The sequence below is a fragment of the Proteiniphilum sp. X52 genome (assembly GCF_003712195.1).
In the GTDB taxonomy this organism is placed as follows: Bacteria; Bacteroidota; Bacteroidia; order Bacteroidales; family Dysgonomonadaceae; genus Proteiniphilum.
The window spans coordinates 1-25677 of sequence record NZ_RDSD01000027.1; the positions used below are offsets into that span (position 1 = coordinate 1).

Here is a 25677-nt window from a genome sequence, read left to right on the forward strand (position 1 = left end):
AAAGTGGCACGGTTTGAACCGAAAAAGGTGGCACACATAGACCGAAATCACTGGCACAAATCAAACCGTTTTATCCAAATTGGGAAGAAGTGGTGGATTTTTATTCTACCGAAGAAGCGCACAAAAAATTTAATGCTGATTCCGCGATGAAACTTTCAATTTCCCTTGCGCCGGAAGATTATTATAAAAATGATTATAAATATGTTGATGTTTTGTTTTTTCAGAAAAAAGAAAGAGGCTTCATAAGTTTCTTCTGTTTTTATACTGATAGAGCGCGTGGAAATTTTAATCATTATTGGAAAAAGATAGAAGAAGCATTCTATTATGAAGATTAGCATACTTTCTCGTTGATGAGGTAGTACAAAAAATTAAATTTATGTCGAAATACATGATGGCAGGGTCAAAAGAGGTGCACCCAAAATCAGGCTTAATTCAGCAATTTCTTGGCATCGTTCAACTTTTCCTGCCAGTCGGAAGACGGTTCCAGTGTGTTGAAATACTCGATAGCCTCTTCCAGTCGATTCAATTTTGCCAGTGATTCAGGCGTATTCTCCTGGGTGTATTGTCCCCGCAACACCCGGATCTTTTCCGCATCCTGAATCCCTTCCACCAGGCGTTCGAAACGGATAGAGCTACGGGCGTCGGGATAAACCATATAGGTGTCTCCGGCCGGCCATGTCCTGAAACGCGAATCGGTGAGCGGATTTTCAACCCATGAGTTGTAGGCCCAACGCAGGAAGCCATCAAAATCGGCAGCTACGGCATACCATGCGGCATAGACAGATTCGGCCGGTGCGGAGAAGGTAAACATATTGGGAAACTTATCGGAACAGCAAACATAATAGGTGGTGATCAGCCCTTTGCCCCTTCGCGCGGCGATCTCCTCTTTGGTCACCTCATTACCGGCCCCGACACAAATATCCTTTATCCACGGGTAATCCCTGTAACTCTTATGGTTGTCGGCCAAAGAAACACCCAGCTCGGGAGCCACGCTCTCCAATACCTTCAACGCCGCCTGCATATCTGCCGGTGCGCGCTCATCCATGGCTATATTGGTTATCTCCAACCATCCTTTTTCGCGTAAGTGGCTGGTAAAATCTTTCAGGAAGACGCTCCACATCTCCACGTATTCTTTCGACTGGGCTTTCAGCTCCACGGTGACCAACTCTCTCTTTCCCATATCATTATAGTGCAGCTTGTTATTCCAAGTGAGCAAAGAGTAGCAATTGATCATCTTGTCGATACCCAGCTCCATCATATACTCCACCCATTTATCGAAGATGGTATAGTCGAAAGTCCAGCTTTGGTCTTCATGTTTTGTCCAGACGATCATGTCGGCGTACGCATCATAACACTGATTATTCCACGGATCCATATTCAGGGTAGCGGTGATCACTTTCTGTCCCGCATCGACCAGCATCTTCATCAGTGGTTTCATTTTCTCGAAATGGGCATCGCTCCACACTTCCAGGTTATGCACCCTTGCCACGGCCGAAGGATGTTGCCACAGGTCGAGATGATAGCGCCACTCCGACGGTTCGGGCAGCACCTGGTCCACCACATTCAACGTTATTTCAAAATCCTCCACCTTACTTCCTCCCGCATACAGTTTCAGGGTAGTCTTATAGTCCCCGGCAACAGCATCGGAGGGAATGGCAAAAGTCAGCCACACCGGCCTGACGCTCTTGGCTTCTATATTGAAGCACTCCAGGTTATCCAACATGTCCGCTGCCAGTGATGACGGAAAATCTTCAGGTTTGCGGTATCCGCAACCGGGGCCGAACTCATCGGTCATCACGTAGCGGACAAACCTTGCCTGCGCGACAGATGCAGGCAGTTTAGCTCCCGGTGCCTGAAAGTCGGTGAATTCAAATTCTACCTGATCGGCATTCGAAAGCGACCATAAAAGCAGTTGGGCTGATACTTTTTCCCCTTTCCAGCCTGTAACCGTCACGCTCTTATTGAGAGGCACCTGGGGCGCCGCCGATTTCGGCAGTTTGTCGTCAATCGAAATAAAGGATGCCTGTAACCCCGCGGGCACGCTCGACCAGTCGGATAATGTATCGTTTGCCGGATCCCGCATCTCTTCAAAAGTGTCACACTCCTTTTTCGGACGCTTGCTTTCGCATGAGAAAAAGGTCAAAACCTGTAACCCTATCAACATGGATAGGGATAATCGTAAAATAGTGGATGAAATACTCATAGGAAATAAGATAATAGATATATTCTGTTATTGCAAGTCCAAGATTCCCCATCGCCACCGTAGGAAAACGTGAGGAAGCGTCGCCCGTCTGATATCCGTGACTCAGATGGAAATTCCGGATAAAAGGGAGCCCATTCGGAAGATGTCGCTGTCGCATGATAGGAATCTTCCACCCTGATTGACGGAAGGGTCATTCATATCACCTAAATAACAGGATCATTAAAAGAGAATCCTCCCGACACCCGCAATTACAGCAGGCAAAAATAATCATTATTTCCGTAGCAAAAAATTAAATACAACCGCCATATTCTGTATTTTTATTGCATTTTGTCAATTATTCCGCTATCTTTGCAATAAATTCAAATGTTAGCAATGCAGAGATTGTATTCAACATACCTCCACACGACCACTACTATGACCATGACCCCTTAGGGGGTTATGTAAATTCTTCGCACCCGGCCTCGACCGTTATTATTTGATGAGTTCATTCATGAATGTGTTGATTTGCTGATTAAATTATCACTCCTTGTCCCGTCTTCCCTGAAAATCGGGACAAGTTCCCGAAGGATCGGGACACGTTGTCGCGATCAACCAATGAGTCTTTCAATTCCAATTCCAAAAATGTTTCATATAACCTCAAGGTTAAAAATATAATCAATATGAAGGTGATGAAATTCGGGGGAACATCCGTAGGTGATCCCGATAGTTTACAACGAGTCAAGAAGATCATAGAAAGAGAGAGGGAGCCTGTCATTGTGATAGTTTCCGCACTGGGCGGTGTAACAGACCGCCTGTTACTGTCTGCCGATTTCGCCTTGAACGGCAACCCCGGTTATAAGCCCCTGATCGACGAAATAATTCTGCGCCATGAGGAATTGATCGAAAAGATGATCTCTTCTGCTGACGATAAAAAAGAATTAAAACAAAAGACGGGGCAGTTATTCGAAGAGTTACGCAATATTTTACAAGGAGTATTCCTTATTGGCGATCTGTCACAGAAGACCTCCGACAAAATCGTCAGCTACGGAGAGCGCCTTTCCTCGCTTATTATCAGCAAGATAATCGACATGGCCCAGCTATACGATGCCACAAATTTCATTAAAACCGATAAACAATTCCGTAATCATATCCCCGATCTGGCACGTTCAAATGAATTGATCCGGAAAACTTTTTCCGAAATGCCGCCCCCTCGTGTGGCAATCGTCCCCGGATTTATCTCTTCGAGCAACGACAATAATGATATCACGAACCTGGGACGGGGTGGGTCGGACTATACGGCCGCTATCATCGCGGCAGCGATGGATGCTTCGGTGCTGGAGATATGGACGGATGTGGACGGGTTTATGACAGCCGATCCAAAAATCATCAATTCAGCCTATGTCATCGAGGAGTTGTCGTTTACCGAAGCGATAGAGTTGTCCAATTTCGGAGCAAAGGTCATCTATCCCCCCACCATTTTCCCTGTTTACCATAAGAATATCCCCATACGAGTCAAAAACACGTTTCATCCGGAAACGGAAGGCACACTAATCCGAAATATTCAACCCACACGGAACGGAAAAATCATCAAAGGTATCTCGTCGATCAACGATACCGCCCTGATCACCATTCAGGGATTAGGTATGGTAGGTGTGATTGGAGTAAACAAACGCATCTTTTCCGCACTGGCCGATAACGGCATCAGCGTCTTTATCGTTTCACAGGCATCGTCGGAGAACAGTTCCTCCATTGGAGTGCGATCGCAGGATGCCCTCCTTTCACAACAAGTGCTTAGAAAAGAATTTGCCCATGAGATAGGAATGGGAAGCATCAACGATATCATAGTGGAATATGATCTGGCGACCATTGCCATTGTCGGGCAAAACATGAAACATGTGCCCGGTATTGCAGGGAAATTTTTCGGTGCTTTGGGACGGAATGGCATCAGTATTGTGGCGCTGGCACAGGGAGGAGGTGAGACCAATATCTCCTGTGTAATTGCCAAATCAGACCTGAAGAAGTCGCTCAACGTGATTCACGACTCCTTCTTCCTGTCGCCGTACCAGGAGTTGAACCTGTTCATCGTGGGTACCGGCACCGTGGGTGGCAACCTGCTGGAACAAATCAAACAGCAGCAACACACACTCAAGGAGCACAACAAATTACGGATCAATATAGTAGGTATCGCCAACGGCCGCAGGGCATTGTTCACCAGGGAGGGTATTCCATTGGACGGATACTTTGATAACCTGATGAAAAACGGCGTACCAAGTTCACCGGAACGGATCCGTGATGAGATCATCAAAATGAATATATTTAACTCCGTGTTTGTCGATTGCACGGCAAGTCCGGAGATAGCAAAGCTCTATGGCGAGCTGATGGCGAAAAACATTTCGGTGGTCACCGCCAACAAGATCGCAGCCTCGTCCGACTATGAGAGTTATCGTCATCTGAAAGAAACTGCCCGCAAAGCGGGTGTGAAATTCCTGTTCGAAACAAATGTAGGAGCGGGACTTCCTATCATCAACACAATGAACTCCCTGACCAACTCGGGTGATAAGATCGTGAAACTGGAAGCAGTACTCTCCGGCACGTTGAATTTTATCTTCAACACATTGAGTGAAGATATCCCGTTCAGTAAAGCAATACGGATGGCAGTGGAGGCGCAGTTCGCCGAACCTGACCCGCGTATAGACCTGAGTGGCCTGGATGTAACGCGGAAGCTGGTAATTCTCTCCCGCGAGGCAGGTGCCCGCGTAAATCAAACCGATGTAAGGAAAAACCTCTTTGTGCCCCAGAAATATTTTGACGGTTCACTGGAAGAGTTCTGGAAGAGTATTCCTGAGATGGATACATCGTTCGAGGCACGCCGGCAGGAACTGGCGAAAGAGGGAAAACGACTCCGGTTCGTGGCATCGTATGATAACGGCAATTGTGAAGTAGGCCTGCGGGAGGTGGAACAGGGACATCCTTTCTATGACCTGGAAGGCAGCAACAACATCATCATGATCACTACCGAGCGGTATAATGAATATCCCATGGTGATCAAAGGGTATGGCGCCGGAGCCGGCGTAACGGCCGCGGGCGTATTTGCAGACATCATCTCAATTGCAAATATCAGGTAGCGTCCGCTGCGTTCGTAAATAGAACTCGGATCTTAATTATGAATTATAAGTGAGGAATTCTCACTGAAGGCATTTTCAATTATCAAATCTCAAGCAAATGAAACCGACATGTTTACAATAATCATTACCCACCCGAAGGGAATGAATATTTCCGTTAAGCTAAATGAGCAAAGGACAAACTTGTTTGGACTATGCCATAGCGAGGAAATATCTAACTTTAGTGAATATTTTGAACATCAAAGGTTCCATATACCGAAATAAAACAATAAAATAATCATATGAAACGAGCGTGATAATCAATATTACACAAGATCATGACTAAAGCGAGTTCCATATGACACCATTGAAAATAAATATTTTAGTCATATGAAATATATAATAATTCTTGGCGACGGCATGGCCGACGAACCCATTGCCTCATTGGGAAATAAGACAACTATACAGGCTGCCGCCACACCCTACATGGATCTATTGGCACGAAAAGGCAGAAACGGACTGTTACACACTGTTCCCGAAGGGTTTGCCCCAGGCAGCGAGATCGCCAACCTCTCGGTCATGGGATACGATGTCGCTTCGGTATACGAGGGCCGCGGCGTACTGGAAGCAGCCAGCATGGGCGTGGATATCATGTCGGGAGAGATGGGGATGCGCTGCAACCTGGTCTGTCTCGACGGCGACCTGTTGAAAAATCATTCGGCGGGACATATCTCCACTACCGAATCAGCCGAACTGATCCGGTTCCTCGACGAGAGATTGGGAAACGGCGTATTTAGTTTCTACCCTGGCGTTTCCTATCGTCATCTGCTGAAAATGAAAGGTGGCGACAAGAGACTCCGCTGCACTCCTCCCCACGATATTCCGGAACAACCGTTCCGGCCGCACCTGGTGCAACCCGATGACGATGAGGCAAGGCCGACCGCCGAAGCTTTGAACCGGTTGATCTTTACTTCCCAGCAGATACTGGCAGATCATCCCATCAACAAAAAGAGAATAGCGGAAGGAAAAGCCCCTGCCAACAGTATCTGGCCCTGGTCGCCCGGATTTCGTCCTAAGATGAGGCCGCTCAATGAGATGTTCCCGATCCGAAGTGGCGCCGTGATCTCGGCGGTAGACCTGATCCGGGGGATCGGCGTATATGCCGGCCTGGAAGTGATCATGGTGGAAGGAGCCACGGGCCTTTACGACACCAATTACGAAGGCAAAGCAGAGGCAGCACTGAAAGCCTTGAAAGAAAAAGATTTTGTATATCTACACATTGAAGCCAGCGACGAGGCAGGGCATGAAGGCGACGCATCCTTGAAAGTGAAAACCATCGAGTATTTGGATGCACGCATAGTAAAGACCATTTATGAGGAGACTTTACAATGGGACGAACCAGTCACTATCGCCATCCTGCCCGATCATCCCACCCCCTGCGCCATACGCACACATACACGCGAGCCTATTCCTTTCCTGATCTATCACCGGGACATTGAACCCGACAGCGTGCAGATATATGATGAGTTCGCCGCAAAAGAGGGAAGTTACGGATTGCTCCACGGCGATCAGTTCATGAAAGCCCTCTTTGCAAGATAAGCGCCACGGTGGGAAAGAGGGCCCAATAACGACATACCCAGATTTTCATTGTAACAATGTGACGACTCGATGATCATTCTCATTGGCACATTAGCACATTGACACATTAGCACATTGGCACATTAGCACATTAGCACATTAGTACATTAGTACATTAGTACATTAGCACATTAGCACATTGGCACATTGGCACATTGGCACATTGACACATTGACACATTAGTAAATTATGAAATATTACAGCACAAATAAAAAGGCACCGGCAGTTTCCCTGCGGGAAGCGGTGGTAAAAGGGTTGGCTCCGGATAGGGGGCTTTATATGCCCGAGAGGATTGCGCGGCTTTCTGAGACCTTTTTCGCCGAGATGGGAAATTCCGGGTTGCAGGAAATCTCCAAAATTGTCGCGGAGGCGTTTTTCGGGGAGGATATTCCAAAAGATAAGCTGGACGCCATTGTGGAGGGCACATTGAATTTTGAGATACCACTCAAAAAAGTGGAAGAGGGGATTTATGCGCTAGAACTGTTTCATGGCCCCACTTTCGCTTTCAAAGATGTGGGAGCCCGCTTTATGGCGCGGATGCTTTCCCATTTCGTGCAGGAACGGCAGGAAGAGGTGAACGTACTCGTGGCTACTTCCGGAGATACCGGCAGCGCCGTTGCCAATGGTTTTCTGGGTGTGAAAGGGATCAACGTCTTTGTATTGTATCCCTCCGGAAAGGTAAGCAAGATGCAGGAGGCCCAGTTCACCACACTGGGAGAAAATATTGTCGCGCTGGAGGTAGAAGGCACATTCGACGACTGCCAGGCTCTGGTGAAGTCGGCATTTATGGATGAGGGGTTGAACAGGCTGTTCAACCTGACCTCTGCCAATTCAATCAATGTGGCCCGTTTCCTGCCGCAATCATTTTATTACTTCTGGGCCTATGCGCAATTGGCACGGCAGGCACAGTTCACAAAGACAGTGATATCCGTTCCGAGCGGAAATCTGGGGAATCTCACCGCGGGGCTTTTCGCCAAACGGATGGGATTGCCGGTCGACCGGTTTATCGCCGCCAACAACCGGAATGATGTTTTCAGGGAATATATCCAAACCGGGCACTATAACCCAAAAGCATCGCTGCAGACCATTGCCAATGCCATGGATGTGGGAGCCCCCAGTAATTTCGACAGGATCCTCGACCTCTACGGGCATTCGCACGCGGCCATCACTGGCGATATTTCAGCATACCGATATAATGACGAAGAGATCAGGGCAACCATCAATAAAGTCAATCGTCAGTCAGGATACCTTCTTGATCCGCACGGAGCATGCGCTTATATGGCACTGAAAGAAGGGAAAAAAGAGGACGAAACGGGGATATTCCTCGCCACCGCACACCCGGCCAAATTCGGTGAGACGGTCGAGGCATGCACCGGAATCCCCGTACAAATACCGGATGCCCTGGCCTTGTTTATGCAGCACACAAAACAATCACTTCCTTTACCCAATGACTTCAATCTGTTTAAAAAGAAGCTCATCGGCCAGTCTTAAGTTTCTTTTTATTATTTTTGCTGCGAATTAATCCATTAATGTGTAGTTTTGCGTTCAAAACCATACGCTAACTGCTGATTCCGCATGAGGCAACTATTACGATATATATTTTTATATTTTATGCTGGCCATCCCTTTGCAAGGTTTCTTTGTCCGCAAAGCAACTGCAGCAACAGATCCGACAGTATGGAAGGCCGCCTCCGCCGACCCCGCAGCCCTCACCCAACGGCAGGATTCCGCAGCCCTCATCCAACCACCGGATTCCCTCCCGGCACATCGCGACACTGTCTCCACCAAACAGGTATTGGAAACTGCGGTATTTTATAACGCAAAAGATTCCACGGTATTTACCGGCACCAATATGGGCTACCTTTACGGGGATGCAGATGTCAAATATGGGAATTTGGCCATCAAAGGTGAGTATATCACCGTGGATCTGGACAGTAGTATTATCTCATCTACTTTCGGACTCGATTCGGCAGGAAAAGAGTTTGGCTACCCTGTTTTCTCGGAAGGGGGCATGGAGTATGAGATGAAGAAAGTACGCTACAATTTCGATACCCGCAAAGCATTCATCACTAATGTTGTCACACAGCAGGGAGAGGGGCATATCGTGGCCAATGAGGCGAAGATGAACCCCGACAACTCTTTCTATATGCGGAATGCGAAATATACCACATGTGACCGGCACGACCATCCCCACTTCTACCTCAACCTCTCGAAAGCAAAAGTGCGTCCCGAGAAGGATGTCGTTACCGGACCGGCATGGTTGGTAGTGGCCGATGTGCCGCTATTTCCCATCGTGCTGCCTTTTGCTTTCTTCCCCTTTACTAAAACCTATTCCTCGGGTATTATCATGCCCAGTTACGGCGATGAGATGACACGGGGGTTCTACCTTCACAACGGCGGATATTATTTTGCATTGAGCGATTATATTGATCTGGCTGTCACGGGAGAGATCTACACAAAAGGCTCATGGGGTATTGGCGCGCGCTCCAACTATCGTAAACGATATAAATTCTCCGGGAATTTCAATGTATACTACCTCAACACCGTCACCGGGGAGAAAGAACTCAAAGATGTGGTACCCGAGGCCTATTCCGTGGCGCAAGACCTCCGCATCAACTGGACTCACTCGCAGGATCCGAAAGCCAACATGTATCGCACCCTGTCGGCCAGTGTGAACTTTTCCACCAGCAGGAATAACCACAGGGACCTCAGCCGCCTCTACCAGCGGGAAGCCTCCCAAAACACCAAAAGTTCGAGCGTAAACATCACGCAACGTTTCCCTGATTCACCATGGAGCCTCTCGGCCACCATGACCATCAACCAGGTGTCACGCGACTCTACCATTGCCGCCACATTGCCCAACCTCACCCTCAACATGAGTCGGATAAACCCTTTTAAGAGGAAAAATGCAATAGGCAGTGAACGGTGGTACGAAAAAATATCGATGAGTTACTCCGGAGAGTTCCGCAACTCCATCACGACAAAAGAAGACCGGTTTCTGAAATCGAATCTGATACACGACTGGACAAACGGCATGCGTCATAACATTCCCGTGAGCGCGACCTTTACCCTGTTCGATTTCATTCAGGTATCCCCATCGTTCAATTACACAGAGCGCTGGTATACCGGCGCACACAAGCAAGCCTGGGATCCTGTCGCCAAGAGGCATGTTCCGGTGGATACCATACACGGATTGAAGCGTGTATATAATTACAGCACTTCGATCAGCGCACAGACTAAAGTGTATGGGATGTACACTCCCTGGAAAGTTTTCGGGGACAAGGTGCAGGCAATCCGGCATGTATTTTCTCCCAGCATCAGCCTGAGTTACCAACCGGACTTCGGTGATCCCAGATACAATTTTTATGAAACATACACCTACAGGAACGAGTATGGCGAAGATGTGGAATACACCTATTCGCCCTATTCCAACATGATGTTCGGAACCGCTCCCCGAGGTGAGAGCGGAAGTATCGGCTTCGATTTCAAGAACAACGTCGAAATGAAAGTACTGAACGATAAAGATTCTACCGGAGTTCGAAAGATAAGTTTGATCGACGACCTGGGGATCAACTTCAGTTACAACATGATGGCCGATTCGATGAAGTGGAGCAACATCAATACAAATATCCGCCTGAAGTTGTCAAAATCATACACCCTCAGCCTGAATGCCACCTGGGATCCCTATCTGTATGAACTGGATCATAACAACAGCCCCCGCAGGGTAGACAAACTCAGGGTATTGAACGGCAAAGGATTCGGCAAACTGATGAATACCGGCACCTCTTTCTCCTACTCTCTGAATCAGGATACTTTTAAAAAATGGTTCGGCCGCGACAATGATAGTTCCGGGAAGAATAAAAACGAGCCGGATCCGAATTTGCCGGATGACGGTACAATAGGAGCAAACCCGTATGAAGAAGCCGAAAAAAGAAGAGGTGCATTCGATCAACCCGACAGCTCTATGGGTGAATTCGACAGCGACGGTTATCTGAAGAATCCTGTGAATTGGAACCTCTCGTTTAATTATTCGTTGCGGTACGGATACGGGAACTTTAATACCGATCGGATGGAGTATGAGGGAAAACTCACCCATAATTTCGGGCTGAGCGGTTCTATCCAACCCACCAAGAACTGGAATTTCACTTTCAATACCGATTACAATTTCGATCAGAAGAAATTCACCAATATCAACTGCACACTCACACGGAATCTGCATTGTTGGAGCATGTCCGCCAGTTTTATCCCTATCGGTCCCTATAAATCCTATAATTTCACCATCCGTGCCAACTCCTCACTGCTCCAGGATTTGAAGTGGGACGAACGCAGCTCTCCCTATGACCAGGGAGTAAGTTGGTACTGATAACGTGGAAAGGAGGGAAAGACGGAAAGAGGGAGGGTGGAAGGTGGAAGGTGGAAACGTGGGAAGGTGGAAAGATGATCAGGTGATCAGGTGCGAAGGGAGCTTTCCCGGCGGTAAGCGTATTATTTCTTATCACCCCAGCGCTTTCTCATAAGTTCATTCATTTTCGATTCGGCGGGATTGGGCTGAGGATCCCAAAACCGACTATTCTTTAACTCTTTGGGTAAATACTCCTGCCTCACAAAATTATTCTCGTAATCGTGCGCGTATTTGTATTCCTTCCCGTAATCGAGTTCCTTCATCAGCGAAGTGGGAGCATTGCGCAAATGTAACGGTACGGGCAGGTTACCGGTGTTCTCCACTTTCGCCATAGCGCTGTCAATAGCCAGGTAGGCTGAATTGCTTTTGGGAGATGCGGCCAAATAGATGGTAGCCTCTGCCAATACGATACGTCCTTCCGGCCAACCGATCTTCTGTAATGTGTCGAAGCAAGCATTGGCCAGCAACAGCGCATTGGGATTCGCCAGACCGATATCCTCGGCTGCCGAGATAACCAGCCTCCGGGCGATAAATTTGGGATCTTCCCCACCCGCCACCATCCGGGCCAGCCAGTAGATCGCCGCATCGGGATCACTGCCCCTTATCGATTTGATGAAAGCGGAAATGATATCATAATGCATCTCCCCCCCTTTGTCGTAAGCCGCCGGATTCTCCTGCAAACGCTCGGTGACCATCTTGTCAGTAACCACGATTGCCTCCTCACTGCCGGAAGCCACCGTCAGATCCAGGATATTGAGTAGTTTCCGGGCATCCCCGCCTGAGAAACGGAACAACGCATCGGTTTCTTTAATTTCTATTTTCCGCTCCTTGAGAATGAGATCCTCCGTAAGCGCGCGATTCAATAATTGTTCCAGCTCTTTCTTCTCTAACGGTTTCAACACATACACCTGGCAACGGGAAAGCAACGGGCGGATCACCTCGAACGAAGGATTCTCGGTGGTAGCGCCGATCAGCGTGACAATACCCGTCTCCACGGCATTCAACAGTGAATCCTGCTGTGACTTGCTAAAACGGTGGATCTCGTCGATAAACAAGATAGGTGCCGAGGCTTCGAAAAAACGGTTGTTCCTGGCCTTCTCAATCACTTCACGCACATCCTTCACGCCGGAATTGATAGCGCTCAATTTGTAAAAAGGGGCATTCAACGTTTTGGCGATGATATTTGCAAGGGTGGTTTTGCCCACGCCGGGAGGGCCCCAGAGAATGATGGAAGGTATCCTTCCCGAGTCGATCATCCGGCGCAATACAGCTCCCTTGCCGATCAGGTGCGATTGCCCGATCAGTTCATCAAGGTGTTGCGGCCGGAGCCGTTCGGCAAGCGGTGTACTCATAGAATTTCTGTTTAGATGTTTTACAAAGTTAGCATTTCTTACAGGAAATGCTAACTTTGCAACTTAAAATCAATCAGTCATCCAATGCAATTGACTCCATTACTATCCCTTTTCGGGGATCTAGAACAGCTTGACACGATCCGGCTGAACTTTAACCAGGAAAGTGTCCACCTGATGAATATCGCCATCGCCTTCATCATGTTCGGCGTGGCACTAAGCATCAAACCCCGGCATTTTAAAACACTGATATTCCATCCCAAGCCGGTATTGCTGGGTGTCATTTCACAATATATGCTTCTTCCGGCACTTACTTTTGCACTGGTGATCCTGCTGCGTCCCAGTACCGCCGTGGCCATGGGGATGATATTGGTAGCGGCCTGCCCCGGCGGCAACGTATCTAACCTGATCTCCTCCATATCGCGATCGAATATCACCCTTTCAGTAAGTCTCACGGCCATCACAACCGTGATAAGCCTCTTCATGACACCGTTCAATTTCGCCTTCTGGGGTGGCCTCTATGCGAAGCATTCACCCTTGCTGGTTCCTATCACAATTGATCCAGTAGAGATGTTCCGGACGGTCTTCCTGATCTTGGGTATCCCGGTGATTTTGGGAATGTTCGTGGGGATAAAATTCCCGGCATTCGCGAGAAAAATCGACAGAAGTGTGCAGGCCGCCTCTATCATCTTTTTTGTGGGTTTCATCGTGGCAGCCCTGGCAGGAAATTTTGATCTCTTCCTACGCTATATCCATTCGATATTCTTTCTGGTACTTATCCATAACGGATTGGCATTTTTAAGCGGATATTTCTTACCGAAAACATTCAAAGTAAGCGAAATCAACTGCAGAACCATTTCCATAGAGACCGGTATTCAGAACTCGGGACTGGGACTTGCACTGATCTTTAATCCAAGGATATTCCCACCCGAATTACACCTGGGAGGGATGGCCTTCATCGCCGCATGGTGGGGAATATGGCATATCGTTGCCGGGCTCTTGCTGGCTTTTTTCTGGAGAAGACGTTCGATTACTCCCGCGGTAACACCTTAAACCACTCCTGTTCCCTGATATTATCGGTCAACACGTCCCAGATATGATATACCGTTACGATTTTCGTTATGCATTGGCAAAGATACCGGTGAATACCGCCCTGAGATTAAGCTTCAGGAAACTGGTATTTGTCGGGAAGAAGGAAAATGTGTCCAAAAAAAGAGCGATCATCTTCGCCTCCAACCACCGCAACGCACTCATCGACGCGCTGATACTGGTCCTGGCCAGCTACCACCGTAAACAGATTGTATTTCTGGCGCGTGCCGATATTTTCAAAAAGAGCTTTGTAGCATGGCTGCTGAGAGGAATGCGTATCATGCCGGTCTTCCGCATCCGCGACGGCAAAGACAATCTCGACAAAAATAACGAGATCTTCGTCAACGCCGCCCGTATCCTGCGCAAGAACAACCCTATCGCGCTCTTTCCCGAAGCAAAACATAACCCTAAGCAATCGCTTTTACCGATACAAAAGGCTGTCCCCCGCATCGTATTACCTGCCGAAGCATCGGTCGACTTTCAACTCCGGAGCCAGATCGTTCCCGTATCTATCTACTACAGGGACCTGTTCGGTTTTTTATCGGATGCCTATATCACTTTCGGCACACCCATTGAAGTTGCCGATTACAAGGATATGTATGATGAGAATCCCGTCATGGCGATCAATCAGTTGAGGCAGGAGCTGGAAAAACGGCTCAAATCGATGGTAGTAAACATATGGAATGATGAATTTTACGATGAATACTGCCATGCTATTGACTGGAACGGGAAGCTGATCGCAAGGGAAAAATTCTCAGAGAGAAAAGACGATTTTCTACAGGCATCCCTCCATATCGTGAACAAGCTGGATGAGACATATGAAAACAACCGTCTGGAATTCGACCGAAAAATGGCAGGGTTCCGTGAGGCCCGCACCCTATTGAAAAAACATGGACTTACGTCAAAAGACCGGTTGGGGAATCCTTCTTCCGGATGGGGCCTTTTCGCCCGTCTTGCCGCTCTTATCCTGAGCGCGCCGGTGGCATTTTTCGGATTTCTGAACGGCATCTTTCCCATCGTTATCAATAAAAAGTTATCAAGCCTGTTCAAGGACAAGCAGTTTATCCCTTCCGCGAGATATGCGTCGGGGCTCTTTTTTGTACCTCTATTCGACCTGATCCAGTCTCTTGTTGTGGGGGCTGTCACAAAGAACTGGCTCCCGGCACTCGCCTACTTTATCCTGATGCCGTTGACTTTCTATTTCGCCCTCTACTGGCGCAAATGGCTCAAATCAGTGCGACGGGATTGTATAGTACGCCAATTCGCAAAACAGCACCCGAATACTTGGAAACGGGTGCTGGAACTTATTCGATTGTAATGGATAACTAATTACCAATCAGTAAATCAATAATCATTCAATTTCTGTATAATTGAGTCTACAGCCGCGATCAACCCATCGGCGTTCTTGCCGCCCGCGGTAGCGAAATGGGGTTGTCCGCCTCCACCTCCCTGGATATGTCCGGCGGCTTCACGTATCATATTTGCGGCGTGCAACCCTCCGGCCACCAGGTCGTCTGTGAGCATGACGGTAAGGCTGGGCTTTCCACCTGTAGTCGTTCCAGCTACAAACATCATCTTCTCGGGGAATTGGCCTTTCAGTTGGTAAGCGATATCTTTCACCACGTCAACCGAACCCATCGGCATGATCACCTTAAAGAGGGTGACACCATTCACATCCTGTTTCTTCTCAATGATCCGCTGTTTCAACTGTTCGGTCTTTTCCCTCACATACTCCCGCAGCTCCCTCTCCTTCTCCTCATTGTCAGCAAGCAAACGCCGGATTCCCTGCATCACATCAGGCACATTATTGAACATACTCTTTATTTCGAGCAAGAGGTCCTCTTTGGCGTAGAGATACTCTTCGCACACCTTTGCCGTCACCGCTTCAATACGGCGCACACCGGCAGAAATAGCGCTTTCGGTAATAATACGGAACGTGCCGATACGTCCGGTAGAGGAGATATGGGTGCCACCGCACAATTCAATGGACGAACCGAAACGGACGGTACGCACGTCATCACCGTATTTCTCACCGAACAAGGCCATGGCTCCCCGGGCTTTTGCCTCTTCAATGGGTACATGGCGATGCTCTTCAATCGGATAATCGCTCCGTATCTTTGCCGTCACCCGTCTCTCCACTTCACGGATCTCTTCGGGAGTCATCTTCCCGAAGTGGGAGAAGTCGAATCGCAATAGTTCCGGAGACACATACGACCCTTTCTGTTCCACATGCGTGCCCAACACCTCGCGAAGTGCCTCGTGCATCAGGTGGGTGGCAGTATGGTTACATTCGGTGGCCGTCCGCTTTTCCGTATCGATCCGGGCAGTAAAGGATCCTTCCATGTTTGCCGGTAATTTCCGGGTAAGATGCACTGCCAGGTTATTTTCCCGCTTGGTATCGAAAATATCGATCTTGTCGCCTTCCTCGGGAATCAGCCAGCCGGTATCTCCCACCTGTCCACCCATTTCGGCATAAAAGGGTGAGCGGGAAAGTACAATCTGAAAGAATTCCCTGTGCTTTTGTTTTACAGCACGATAACGCAGTATACGGGTTTCGGTTTCGGTTTCGTCATATCCTGTAAACTCCGGTTCACCCTCACGTACTTTGGTCCAATCGCCGGTCTCTACCGCAGCGGCATCGCGGGCACGTTGTTTCTGTTTCTCCATTTCGGTATTGAAACCGCCCACGTCGACCCTCATTCCGTGTTCGCGCAGGATCAGTTCTGTCAAATCCAGCGGGAAACCAAAAGTGTCATAGAGCTGGAAAGCCACTTCGCCGCTTAACACCCCACCCTCCTGTTCGGGCAGGTTTTTCTCCAGGAGACGGATACCGGTCTCCAGCGTCCGCAGGAACGACTCTTCCTCCTCCTTTATTACCTTCTCAATAAGTATCTGTTGCGCCGCCAGCTCGGGATAAGCATCACCCATCACATCAATAAGCGTGGGGACCAGCCTGTGGATAAATGACTCATGCATTCCCAGGAAAGTGTAACCATAACGTACTGCCCGACGCAGGATACGACGGATCACATAACCCGCCTTGGCATTCGAGGGAAGTTGTCCGTCGGTAATGGAGAAAGCGATGGTACGCAGATGGTCGGCAACGACGCGCATTGCCACATCTCTCGCAGTATCTTCGCCATAAAGCGAGTCACTTATCTCTCCTATTTTCCGGATTATAGGTTGAAAAAGGTCGGTATCATAATTCGACAGTTTACCCTGTACAGCCATACAGAGCCGTTCAAATCCCATTCCGGTATCGATCACTTTAGCGGGCAGCGGCTCCAGTGAACCATCTGCCTTACGGTTATACTGCATAAACACCAGGTTCCATATCTCAATTACCTGAGGATGGCCCTGATTCACGAGCGACAATCCATCTATTCTGACCCGATCCTCTTCGGGACGAATATCGATATGGATCTCGGAGCAAGGGCCACAGGGGCCTGTGTCACCCATCTCCCAGAAATTATCGTGCTTGTTACCGTTAATAATCCGTTCTTTGGATAAATATTGTTCCCAATAGGCGGCGGCTTCATTGTCCCGATCCAGATTCTCCTCGGCTGCTCCTTCAAATACGGTAACGTACAACCGGTCTTTGGGTAGTTCCAACACTTCCGTCAGGTATTCCCATGCCCAGGCAATGGCCTCTTTCTTGAAGTAGTCGCCGAACGACCAGTTGCCCAGCATCTCGAACATGGTGTGATGGTAAGTATCGTGTCCCACCTCCTCGAGGTCGTTATGCTTGCCGCTCACCCGCAGGCATTTCTGGGAATCGGCCACACGAGGATACTTCACCGCGGCATTTCCCAGAATGATATCCTTGAACTGGTTCATACCGGCATTCGTAAACATCAATGTGGGGTCATCCTTTATCACCATCGGAGCCGAAGGTACGATACGATGTTCTTTTGACTGAAAGAAATCTTTAAACGACTGCCTAATCTCTTTGGAAGTGATCATATAATTCCTTTTATGCATTCATTAAATATCCGTCATCGGGGAAAAGAGTGTTATCAAATTCTCAGTCACTCTTATCCCCGATACCAAACAAGATGCAAAATTACATGAAAAACTCCGTATCCCCAAGTGTGTGAATAAAAACGTCTTTTTCCTTTTTAATGCGTTTCAATATAAATTTGTAACTTTTGGGGGAATACTTCGGTGGAGCTCCTTATTTTTATTTTTAAACTTTTATCAGTCAGTAGTGATAAGTTTTATAAAGAACTATTGTGAATAACACTTAATTACATATCTGTTTAGTATGACACCATTTATTATTAATTAGTTAAAGCTGTTGAATTGAGTTTTTAATGAATACTTTCTAGCCAATTCAACATTGATTCAAAATACAACTCAGAACGTTTATTTAAAGTGTATGTCCTGCCATTTTCTTCAAAAGAGATTTTTGATCCCAAGTCATAAAATCCATGATCTACATTTGGAATAACCACTATCGAGAAATTATTTTTTTTATATCTTTCAATAATTCGTTTAGAGTTTTCGATACTTCCTTTTGTATCAATATTTATGTCTTTCTCTGCAAACAACATCAAAGTAGGACAATTAATTTTAGGATAATAATCTTCAGGGTTCCATTTTAAATAGTCTATGTCTTGAGGTGTATACCAAAAATGAATTAACTCGTCAATATACTCATCTACGGTGTATTCCTTTTGCACACCCGTTAAATTTAAGGTTTTTCGCTTTTCTATCTTCTCTGTTTCAAAATTTTCCTTTATTATCTTTTTTGCATAACACTGAATAGAATCGTTGTTGTTTACTTTCTGTATTACTTCATGGTTAATTGTTCGAATACTCTCCCATGCACACTTCTCAAATTGCGTCTCAATGGGATTTTCTTGTGAATCCATAATGATTTTACCTTTGTAAGTAAAAGTGTTATTCGGGAAAAAGGTTCTAAATTCAGCAATTAGTGATTTGTAAAAAGGAACAGCTGATGTTTCCGGATGATTTATCCATTTATAATCCGCCTCATTAATACTTGGAGTACTTGGTGTCACAACAAGCAATGCAAAGTCAATAGAAGTATTTCTTGCTGCAACCTTTGCTGCTGCAATCCCCGTCGCACTATAACCCATTACTCCAATTGGGATACGACTAAATCGTCGTTCTTTTTTTAAATGGCGATGAGCATTATCAACATCTGTGGCAAGTGTTTCAGATGTTTGACTTTTCATCTTTTCTATATTCTCTGAAGATTGTTTAATTCTTGGAGACAATAAACACACACCAGTTCCAGAAAATACCAACTCTAGTATATACCTATGACGAATTGAATCATTTATTGAAGTAAAATTTGGCTTTTTGAATTCTTGATCAAAGCTAACTATTTCAATGACTAGCCTTTTCAACTCGCTTTCTGGTAGATATAATATACTCTGAATTGGAATTGAATCTTCTGTGTGGTATATGAATCTTTCAATTGATAATAATTTCTTGTTAGAAGAATGGCATGATGAAACGCATACTACAAAAAAAAGAAAAACGAGTTTTCTTCTAATATTTTTGTTCATAGTTACAGAGATTTTAATTCGTATAAGGCTATTAATTTGCCTTATACGAATTGCTTTTATAAACCTTCAGATTTATACCCACTATTAGGATAGTACTGATCTATATATTCCTGACCGCGCTCACTTGCATTTTTTTCAGAAGGTATCTCATAATAATCCACATCAGGATTTAAACGTCCGTACAAACTTCCACCCCCAGCATATAAACCATATCTAATTGTCCCCATTTCTTCCTGTTGCAGAAAATGTCCATATTCATGAATCATCCTACCTATATCAAAATTGCTTGATGGATTATCACCGACACATATGCCATTAAATTGATAAGCACTTCCATCGGGAGCAGAACAATTAGAGCAAGTTACTCCATAGAATACGACAGGTTCACCTCCATTGTCTGGCTGATAAACGGTTAATTTTGCAGTGCCAAGTCCTGTTCCATTTCCATGGAGGTCCGTACAGCGTATTTATTTGGTGATCGGATATGTCGTCAGGAAAAATGGCGGCACATTAGTGTACCGCAATCAGGGTGAAAAATAAAATTTTCCATCTATGGGGTCATCATCAGGAAAGAAGTATATCATGGAACTATTAAAAGCGCGCATGATTTTACAGGAAAGACAACTTTAATTACAAAATTGTCTTTCCTCTTCAGTATGATATATCACAGATAACCAATAATTTCATCCATCTGTAATGAGATCTTTTTTAAATGATCCCTGTTTCCGCCGGGCACCTCTGCCGTAAGCCATCCACCTGTGTGACCGATCCTGCGCACAGCCTGCATCACCACCGGCCAGTTGTTATCTCCCTTCAGCAGATCGACTTTGAACCCTTCCCACAATCCTTTCGAATTCATCAGTTCACGGCTGAATTCCTTGACATGGAGCTTCATGATGCGTCGGTTCAATGTCTGGATCCAATGCTCTGGCCAACCGTATCGCAATACATTGCCGATATCGAAATACCAACCCACCAGGGGATGATTGATCTCATCCACATAACGTTTGGCTTCCACCGGACTGAGAAGAAAATTATTCCACACATTCTCCAGGGCAATCTGCATCCCGGTCTCCTCAGCATAAGGTATCAGTTCACGGACAGCGTTTTGGGAGTTGACATATGCCTGTTCATACGACACCTTTTCGTTCACTACCCCCGGTACCACCAGCACGGTATCACCACCCAGCTCCTTTACTTCGCGCAGCGAAGCGGCTACCGACTCAATGCACTTCTTTCTCACCGCCGGATCGGGATCAGAAAGCGGTGAACTCCAGTGGTCCTTATTGACCACCGAGGGGAGCTCGATTCCCGACTTTTCTTTGGCCTCAAGGATTTCCGCTATGGGAAAATCTACCGGGCTGTTGAGTTCCACTCCATGAAAGCCCAGATCCTTGGCTAGTTTGAATTTGTCGGTCAACGACAAATCTTCATTGATCATGCCGAACCCTAAACTCTTTTTTAAAGTCACATCCCTTTCTTGCCCCACGGATTTGTCTTGCCCGACTGAAGCCGAGGCCGAAGAAGGGGTAAGAGCCGAAGAGAGGGGGGCAACTGCCGTGGCTCCTGCAATAACGGCAGCGGATTTGATAAATTCCCGTTTGTTCATATGCATTATTATTTGAATTCTGTGATACCGGGTATCGCTATCTCCACATCATACCGAGTTTCCCACGACAAGTCTGCCGGAAACAGGACTTCTTCTGAAGAGAGTGCCTGTTCCAGCGAAATGGTCTGGCCTGTATAACCCGCCATCCGTCCCGCCAAAGCGACCAGATTGGAACGTGTCATCCATTCTCCGTCGTTTATCGGCTTGTTATCACGGATAGATGCGAAAAGCTCATCATGCTCCTGCTGATACATGCTCCTGGTTTGCGATTTTTTATAGGCATTCTCATCTGTAAACTTCGTTTCATCATCATATTTCCAGGGTTTCTTACCGGTTATTTCATGTTTTCCGGTACGGCAATCCACCAGACACCGGCCTTCATCCCCGGCCAGTTCGACAGCATAAGAGGGGGCGGTGTTGTTTTGCTGACGGCAAAAGAAATAGGCTTTTACTCCTCCTTCATACTCGTACGTCAAGGCAAAATGATCGAACACGTTCCCGTATTTGGGGTCTATTCGCTTTTGGCGTCCACCGCTACCTGTCACGCGCAAAGGAGTCACATCTCCCATTGCCCATTGAAGCATGTCCACACTATGGATGGCCTGTTCAACAATATGGTCTCCGGAAAGCCAATTATAATAAAGCCAGTTACGCAGCTTATACTCCATGTCCGACCATCCCTTCCGGCGCTCCTTATACCATAGTTCACCCGTATTGTAAGTAGCTTCCGCAGTGAGTATTCCTCCGATTTGCCCGTTCAGCACTTTACCGAAGGTTTCTCTCTTGGGTAGATGGTAACGCCAGCAAAATCCGGAAACCAGCGACAACTGCTTTTCTTTTGCTTTTTGAGCGGCAGCCATTACCCTTCGCAGTCCGGGAGCATCCACGGCAAAAGGTTTCTCGCAGAAAACATGTTTCCCGGCATTTACCGCAGCTTCGAGATGATCAGGGCGAAAAGCGGTGGGAGCGGCCAGCAAGACCACATCGACATCGGACTCGACAAGTCGTTGATAGGCATCGAGACCTACAAATTTATTCTTCTCCGTTACCTGTACCTTGCGAGGCTCCTTTTCTATTAATGTTTTTAAAGAGGCCTCCAGGTTATCGGCAAACGCGTCGGCCATTGCGGAGAGCACCACATTCTTATCGGCGTTTAGCGCTTCCTGAGCCGCGGCAGTTCCCCGGCCACCACAACCTATCAATCCGACCTTCAACGTATTACTGTTGGATGTCCATGGCCTATTTGCCGCCCATGTCAAATGGGGAATAACGATGGAACCGGCGGTGGCAACTCCTGCCTTTTTAATAAATTCTCTTCTTGAATAGTGCATAATGTTTATTTTTTATGTGAATGAGTAATTACTGGGATTCTGTTTTAAGTCGGGGAGCTTTATTAACCTCTGTCCTGGATATAGGCAACTATTGCCTGTCATGCCTCCTTCTGGTATCTGCGTATTTTTATCGTCGCCTCTCACATCGAGAGCGATAAAGGTAAATTATTATGAATTACTAAACAAGAAAAAGGGATCTTTTCGACAACCGCTATATTAAATTTGGTTAAAAGAAACAAACAAAATCAATGTCTCCAGAATGTTATCCCTCGGATCCATCCGGAATAACACTTTGGAGACACTTCTTAATATTTGAAGAAATCCCTATTGCTTACCAGAATACAGCCTGGTCTTCATCCGGGATCAATGTACTTACGTTACGCTGCATAAGCATGGTACCCTTACATCTATAAGGAAAATCAATATTCTCACTGGAGGCAGTGTCTTTATACCTATACTCCATCGTCAATGTGAAGAAGCGTTTAATGATATGTGGACGGTCGATATCTAATTCTTCCTTGATCTCGTAAGTAGGCTCGCCTATAACCTCAAATTCCAAGGCAGGATTCTCGGCACTTAATACCAGCTTTCCCCTTTTCAGATAAAGAGGGGTCCCGTCCTCTGGGCGCGTATCCTCCATTTCAGACACTTCATCAGGCTCCAGAAATTCACACTTCACTTTAAAATCGCCCCTGTTTTCAGCCAACTCTTCGGTAATACCGGCATAAAAGAAAATGGTATTCTCATCCACCACCCTCGCCTCACGGCTGCTGGCTGTCATATACTTGGTGGTATTGTCCCCAAAGTACACATACATACTCGCAGCATTATAAGTTCCGGAGTAATCGTTAAAGGGCATCACCCAGAGTAACGCTTTCTGCCTCCCTTTATAAGTATTCAGCGTGTAGGAAGGATCGGGCAAGACGGTCAACGGTAAAACCCATTTATCCACAAGATCCAGTCCTGAAAATTTAAAGTCAATGTCGAAGTGAGCCACATCGGTGCCGGCCGGAATATGGCAGGTCTGTGACGGAAATTCATAGAAGTTCGCAGGTAACTGCTTATAATACAAATCGGTCCGTTCCGTATATTTATCAATATTCAAAAAATTCAATGTATCGTTATCCACATCAATACGGACAATATAATCGCGGTCATTGGTGCGTGATCCGCTTACAATCACCGGAAGTTTAAAAGTGACCTTTTCGTCATCGGGTTTATATCTCAAATAGATAACCGACACATCGTCTCTGTTGATGGGCGCCTTCAATGATATCATCCGGGTATATAGTTCACTTTCCCACTCATCATTACAACCGGAAAGAATAAAAAGTGTACCAATCAGTACAGTCAAATAAAAATATAAATGTTTCATACTATAATTTTTTATTGCTGAATTAATCAAATGAAGGCCATCCGGGTGCCTGGGTCAGGCGGGCATTCCTTTTCAATTCTTCGTAAGCAACCGGCCAGAAATATTTTTTCATTGACCATGATGTTTGTACACTGGGTACCACTACTTGTTCATAGAAAAATTCCCGATATTCTTTCGGAACGGTGGTGTTACAGCCGTAAATCATCTGGCTCTCTTCCTCCGGCGCATCTTTCCAGCGGCGAAGGTCGTAATAGCGTTGGTTTTCTCCCAAAAATTCAATCTGGCGTTCACGTTTGATCTCTCTTCTCAACGCATCAGGATTATGATAAGGATCACCAATACCTATTTCATCGAAATTGGGTAATCCAGCCCGTAAACGTACGGGAAGAACGGCTGCCTTCATAGCCGCCACATCACGCGAGATAGCATGGGTTTCACTTCCATCCCATGACGCAATCTGATAAGTAGTTGTCAACTCGTTCAATGCTTCGGCATACATCAACAGAATATCGGCATAACGGATGGCAGGATCCACTTTAGGATATACGGTCCCGTCCTTGTAACTCTCTTTCGGGTTAACATACTTCATCATGCCAATTCCTGTAGGAATCCAGCGGTCATCGGTACTTACAATTTTCCTTCCGTCATTTTCACCATAATAATAGAACGTCTGGAAATCACGATTGTTAGCATCCCTGGCACTGGTACATGCCCAATGGGCGCCGCTGAAAGCCACCGAAGCATAGAAACGGGGCTCCCGGTTGGCATATTCCAACCATACATCTTTTCTCAGATAAGGATACTCCCCGTCATATTGAGTAAATCCCTTCATACTGGTACTTCTGTCGAACAGCTTTCCGTCATTCATTGCATAAGCATCAGCTTGTTTACCGGTGATCCCGTGACAGTTCCATCCCCCCGCTTTGTCAACAGGCATCTGATGGCGCGACATGGAGGTGATTCCATATTCATCATTCAACTGGTTATCTCCACGGGAAAAAATCAATTCCGGATTTTCTGAAACGTAAAGATCCCCATTAAACAAGGCACGATAAGAATCCAACGGATCAATATCCTTCCATCCTCCTTCTTTCCATGTCTTCTCCGAATATACCGGGTGATAAGGCGGGTCTATAGTCTTGGGATAAGCTCCCCAAAGTCCTCCGGTGCTGCGTTTAGGAGCCACATAAATCTCGTATTTGCCTAACTTTATCACATCCAGCGCTGCCGCTGCTGCTTTGGCCCATTTCTCCTCATCATAGTCCCGGGAAATAAGTTGTCTTCCCTGATCGTCCAAAAAAGAGGCCATTTCCGGATTCCCGTTCATTAACGGGCTTGCTCCATAGAGATATGCCTTTGCACGCACTGCCAATGCAGCTCCTTTTGTCGGACGTGAAGCATCGCGAGTACTCCGGTTACTCTCTAACAGTTCTGCAGCCAAAAGCATCTGTTCGGAGATATATTCAACGCATTCATCGTATGTATTCCTTGGATAAGCCAAGTCAGAGTATGGCGCCTCATAATCAATCCCCTCATCGGGCAGGATGGGCACAGGACCATATTTCCTCAACAACAACCAATAGAGGTAACCCCGGATGAAATAGGCTTGTCCCTTGAGATCCCTGTACATCTCCTCGGTAATTTCAGGTCCGGGATGGACATGTTGCAGAAAGATAGAAGCCTGACGGATACCTTCATAGGATTGATCCCAGGGGCGGGAAACAAGTGCGCCGGCATTACCACCATACTGCGGGCCGTACTGACCGAATTTGTAGTTCGAGTATGATATACCGGCACCTCCTTCGGTAAAAATCATGTCATCCGAGTAATTCGTAAGCGTAAACCGTACATGCCCTATTTCAAGATTAAAGGAAAGTAACTGATAGTAGGCATTGGCCAGCCACTGCTCGGCATAATCCCTGCTGTTGAATATGCGCTCCAGATCCTGCCTGTCATTAAAATATCGTTCTACATTCAGATAGTCGGAACAGGACTGGAAAAATGTTCCCAGGCTGATTATAATGCTCAATAAAATATATTTTTTCTTCATCTCATTAAATTTATT

At 46.6% G+C, this 25677-nt stretch carries 16 protein-coding genes; 7 read left to right on the top strand and 9 right to left on the bottom strand.

Annotated features, from left to right (window positions below):
• Positions 1–89 precede the first annotated feature (89 nt).
• On the top strand, positions 90–335 hold the full coding sequence (locus D7D25_RS15575) for a hypothetical protein (RefSeq protein WP_122969855.1): 246 nt from the start codon (positions 90–92) through the stop codon (positions 333–335).
• A 92-nt stretch (positions 336–427) separates the two neighbouring features.
• Here the strand turns inward: D7D25_RS15575 and D7D25_RS15580 are convergent, their stop codons facing one another.
• Complete coding sequence (locus tag D7D25_RS15580) at positions 428–2203, bottom strand: DUF4091 domain-containing protein (protein ID WP_255417348.1); 1776 nt, start codon at positions 2201–2203, stop codon at positions 428–430.
• Between the two features lie 659 nt (positions 2204–2862).
• On the opposite strand from D7D25_RS15580, the gene thrA reads away from it, so the two are divergent.
• From thrA to D7D25_RS18300, 4 genes are all read left to right on the top strand, one after another.
• Positions 2863–5307 (top strand): bifunctional aspartate kinase/homoserine dehydrogenase I, encoded by a 2445-nt coding sequence (gene thrA / locus D7D25_RS15590; protein WP_122969884.1) that lies wholly within the window; start codon positions 2863–2865, stop codon positions 5305–5307.
• A gap of 366 nt (positions 5308–5673) precedes the next feature.
• Positions 5674–6882: a cofactor-independent phosphoglycerate mutase gene (locus D7D25_RS15595; protein WP_122969858.1), complete on the top strand. Its 1209-nt coding sequence runs from the start codon at positions 5674–5676 to the stop codon at positions 6880–6882.
• Between the two features lie 228 nt (positions 6883–7110).
• Positions 7111–8412 (top strand): threonine synthase, encoded by a 1302-nt coding sequence (gene thrC / locus D7D25_RS15600; protein ID WP_122969859.1) that lies wholly within the window; start codon positions 7111–7113, stop codon positions 8410–8412.
• An 84-nt stretch (positions 8413–8496) separates the two neighbouring features.
• Positions 8497–11283: a putative LPS assembly protein LptD gene (locus tag D7D25_RS18300; protein ID WP_221408017.1), complete on the top strand. Its 2787-nt coding sequence runs from the start codon at positions 8497–8499 to the stop codon at positions 11281–11283.
• A 122-nt stretch (positions 11284–11405) separates the two neighbouring features.
• Here D7D25_RS18300 and D7D25_RS15610 read toward each other — a convergent pair whose 3' ends face one another.
• Positions 11406–12674 carry a replication-associated recombination protein A gene (locus D7D25_RS15610; RefSeq protein ID WP_122969860.1) on the bottom strand — a complete coding sequence of 423 codons (1269 nt, stop codon included), beginning with the start codon at positions 12672–12674 and terminating at the stop codon, positions 11406–11408.
• Positions 12675–12758: 84 nt separating this feature from the next.
• Here D7D25_RS15610 and D7D25_RS15615 point away from each other — a divergent pair, with 84 nt between their 5' ends.
• Both D7D25_RS15615 and D7D25_RS15620 read left to right on the top strand, forming a co-directional pair.
• Positions 12759–13724: a bile acid:sodium symporter family protein gene (locus D7D25_RS15615; protein WP_122969861.1), complete on the top strand. Its 966-nt coding sequence runs from the start codon at positions 12759–12761 to the stop codon at positions 13722–13724.
• A 43-nt stretch (positions 13725–13767) separates the two neighbouring features.
• Entirely contained in the window at positions 13768–15078 is a 1311-nt protein-coding gene (locus D7D25_RS15620) for a 1-acyl-sn-glycerol-3-phosphate acyltransferase (RefSeq protein WP_122969862.1), read from the top strand.
• A gap of 26 nt (positions 15079–15104) precedes the next feature.
• On the opposite strand, the gene alaS is transcribed toward D7D25_RS15620, so the two are convergent.
• From alaS to D7D25_RS15655, 7 genes are all read right to left on the bottom strand, one after another.
• Entirely contained in the window at positions 15105–17723 is a 2619-nt protein-coding gene (alaS, locus tag D7D25_RS15625) for an alanine--tRNA ligase (protein ID WP_122969886.1), read from the bottom strand.
• Between the two features lie 347 nt (positions 17724–18070).
• Entirely contained in the window at positions 18071–19297 is a 1227-nt protein-coding gene (locus tag D7D25_RS15630) for a S9 family peptidase (protein WP_122969863.1), read from the bottom strand.
• A 56-nt stretch (positions 19298–19353) separates the two neighbouring features.
• Entirely contained in the window at positions 19354–19563 is a 210-nt protein-coding gene (locus tag D7D25_RS15635; RefSeq protein WP_122969864.1) for a hypothetical protein, read from the bottom strand.
• A 398-nt stretch (positions 19564–19961) separates the two neighbouring features.
• The gene (locus tag D7D25_RS15640) at positions 19962–20906 is read right to left on the bottom strand and encodes a sugar phosphate isomerase/epimerase (RefSeq protein ID WP_122969887.1); all 945 of its coding nucleotides are present in this window, start codon (positions 20904–20906) and stop codon (positions 19962–19964) included.
• An 8-nt stretch (positions 20907–20914) separates the two neighbouring features.
• The gene (locus D7D25_RS15645) at positions 20915–22237 is read right to left on the bottom strand and encodes a Gfo/Idh/MocA family protein (RefSeq protein WP_122969865.1); all 1323 of its coding nucleotides are present in this window, start codon (positions 22235–22237) and stop codon (positions 20915–20917) included.
• A gap of 331 nt (positions 22238–22568) precedes the next feature.
• Positions 22569–23612, bottom strand: coding sequence for a DUF4973 domain-containing protein (locus D7D25_RS15650; protein WP_122969866.1), 1044 nt, complete (start codon positions 23610–23612; stop codon positions 22569–22571).
• A 22-nt stretch (positions 23613–23634) separates the two neighbouring features.
• Positions 23635–25662 (bottom strand): RagB/SusD family nutrient uptake outer membrane protein, encoded by a 2028-nt coding sequence (locus D7D25_RS15655; RefSeq protein ID WP_122969867.1) that lies wholly within the window; start codon positions 25660–25662, stop codon positions 23635–23637.
• Between the last annotated feature and the right edge of the window lie 15 nt (positions 25663–25677).

Coding starts and splice junctions, on each gene's coding strand:
- D7D25_RS15580 (WP_255417348.1), bottom strand. CDS start 2,203: ATGAGTATTTCATCCACTATTTTACGATTATCCCTATCCATGTTGATA.
- thrA (WP_122969884.1), top strand. CDS start 2,863: ATGAAGGTGATGAAATTCGGGGGAACATCCGTAGGTGATCCCGATAGT.
- D7D25_RS15595 (WP_122969858.1), top strand. CDS start 5,674: ATGAAATATATAATAATTCTTGGCGACGGCATGGCCGACGAACCCATT.
- thrC (WP_122969859.1), top strand. CDS start 7,111: ATGAAATATTACAGCACAAATAAAAAGGCACCGGCAGTTTCCCTGCGG.
- D7D25_RS18300 (WP_221408017.1), top strand. CDS start 8,497: ATGAGGCAACTATTACGATATATATTTTTATATTTTATGCTGGCCATC.
- D7D25_RS15610 (WP_122969860.1), bottom strand. CDS start 12,674: ATGAGTACACCGCTTGCCGAACGGCTCCGGCCGCAACACCTTGATGAA.
- D7D25_RS15615 (WP_122969861.1), top strand. CDS start 12,759: ATGCAATTGACTCCATTACTATCCCTTTTCGGGGATCTAGAACAGCTT.
- D7D25_RS15620 (WP_122969862.1), top strand. CDS start 13,768: ATGATATACCGTTACGATTTTCGTTATGCATTGGCAAAGATACCGGTG.
- alaS (WP_122969886.1), bottom strand. CDS start 17,723: ATGATCACTTCCAAAGAGATTAGGCAGTCGTTTAAAGATTTCTTTCAG.
- D7D25_RS15630 (WP_122969863.1), bottom strand. CDS start 19,297: ATGAACAAAAATATTAGAAGAAAACTCGTTTTTCTTTTTTTTGTAGTA.
- D7D25_RS15635 (WP_122969864.1), bottom strand. CDS start 19,563: ATGATTCATGAATATGGACATTTTCTGCAACAGGAAGAAATGGGGACA.
- D7D25_RS15640 (WP_122969887.1), bottom strand. CDS start 20,906: ATGAACAAACGGGAATTTATCAAATCCGCTGCCGTTATTGCAGGAGCC.
- D7D25_RS15645 (WP_122969865.1), bottom strand. CDS start 22,237: ATGCACTATTCAAGAAGAGAATTTATTAAAAAGGCAGGAGTTGCCACC.
- D7D25_RS15650 (WP_122969866.1), bottom strand. CDS start 23,612: ATGAAACATTTATATTTTTATTTGACTGTACTGATTGGTACACTTTTT.
- D7D25_RS15655 (WP_122969867.1), bottom strand. CDS start 25,662: ATGAAGAAAAAATATATTTTATTGAGCATTATAATCAGCCTGGGAACA.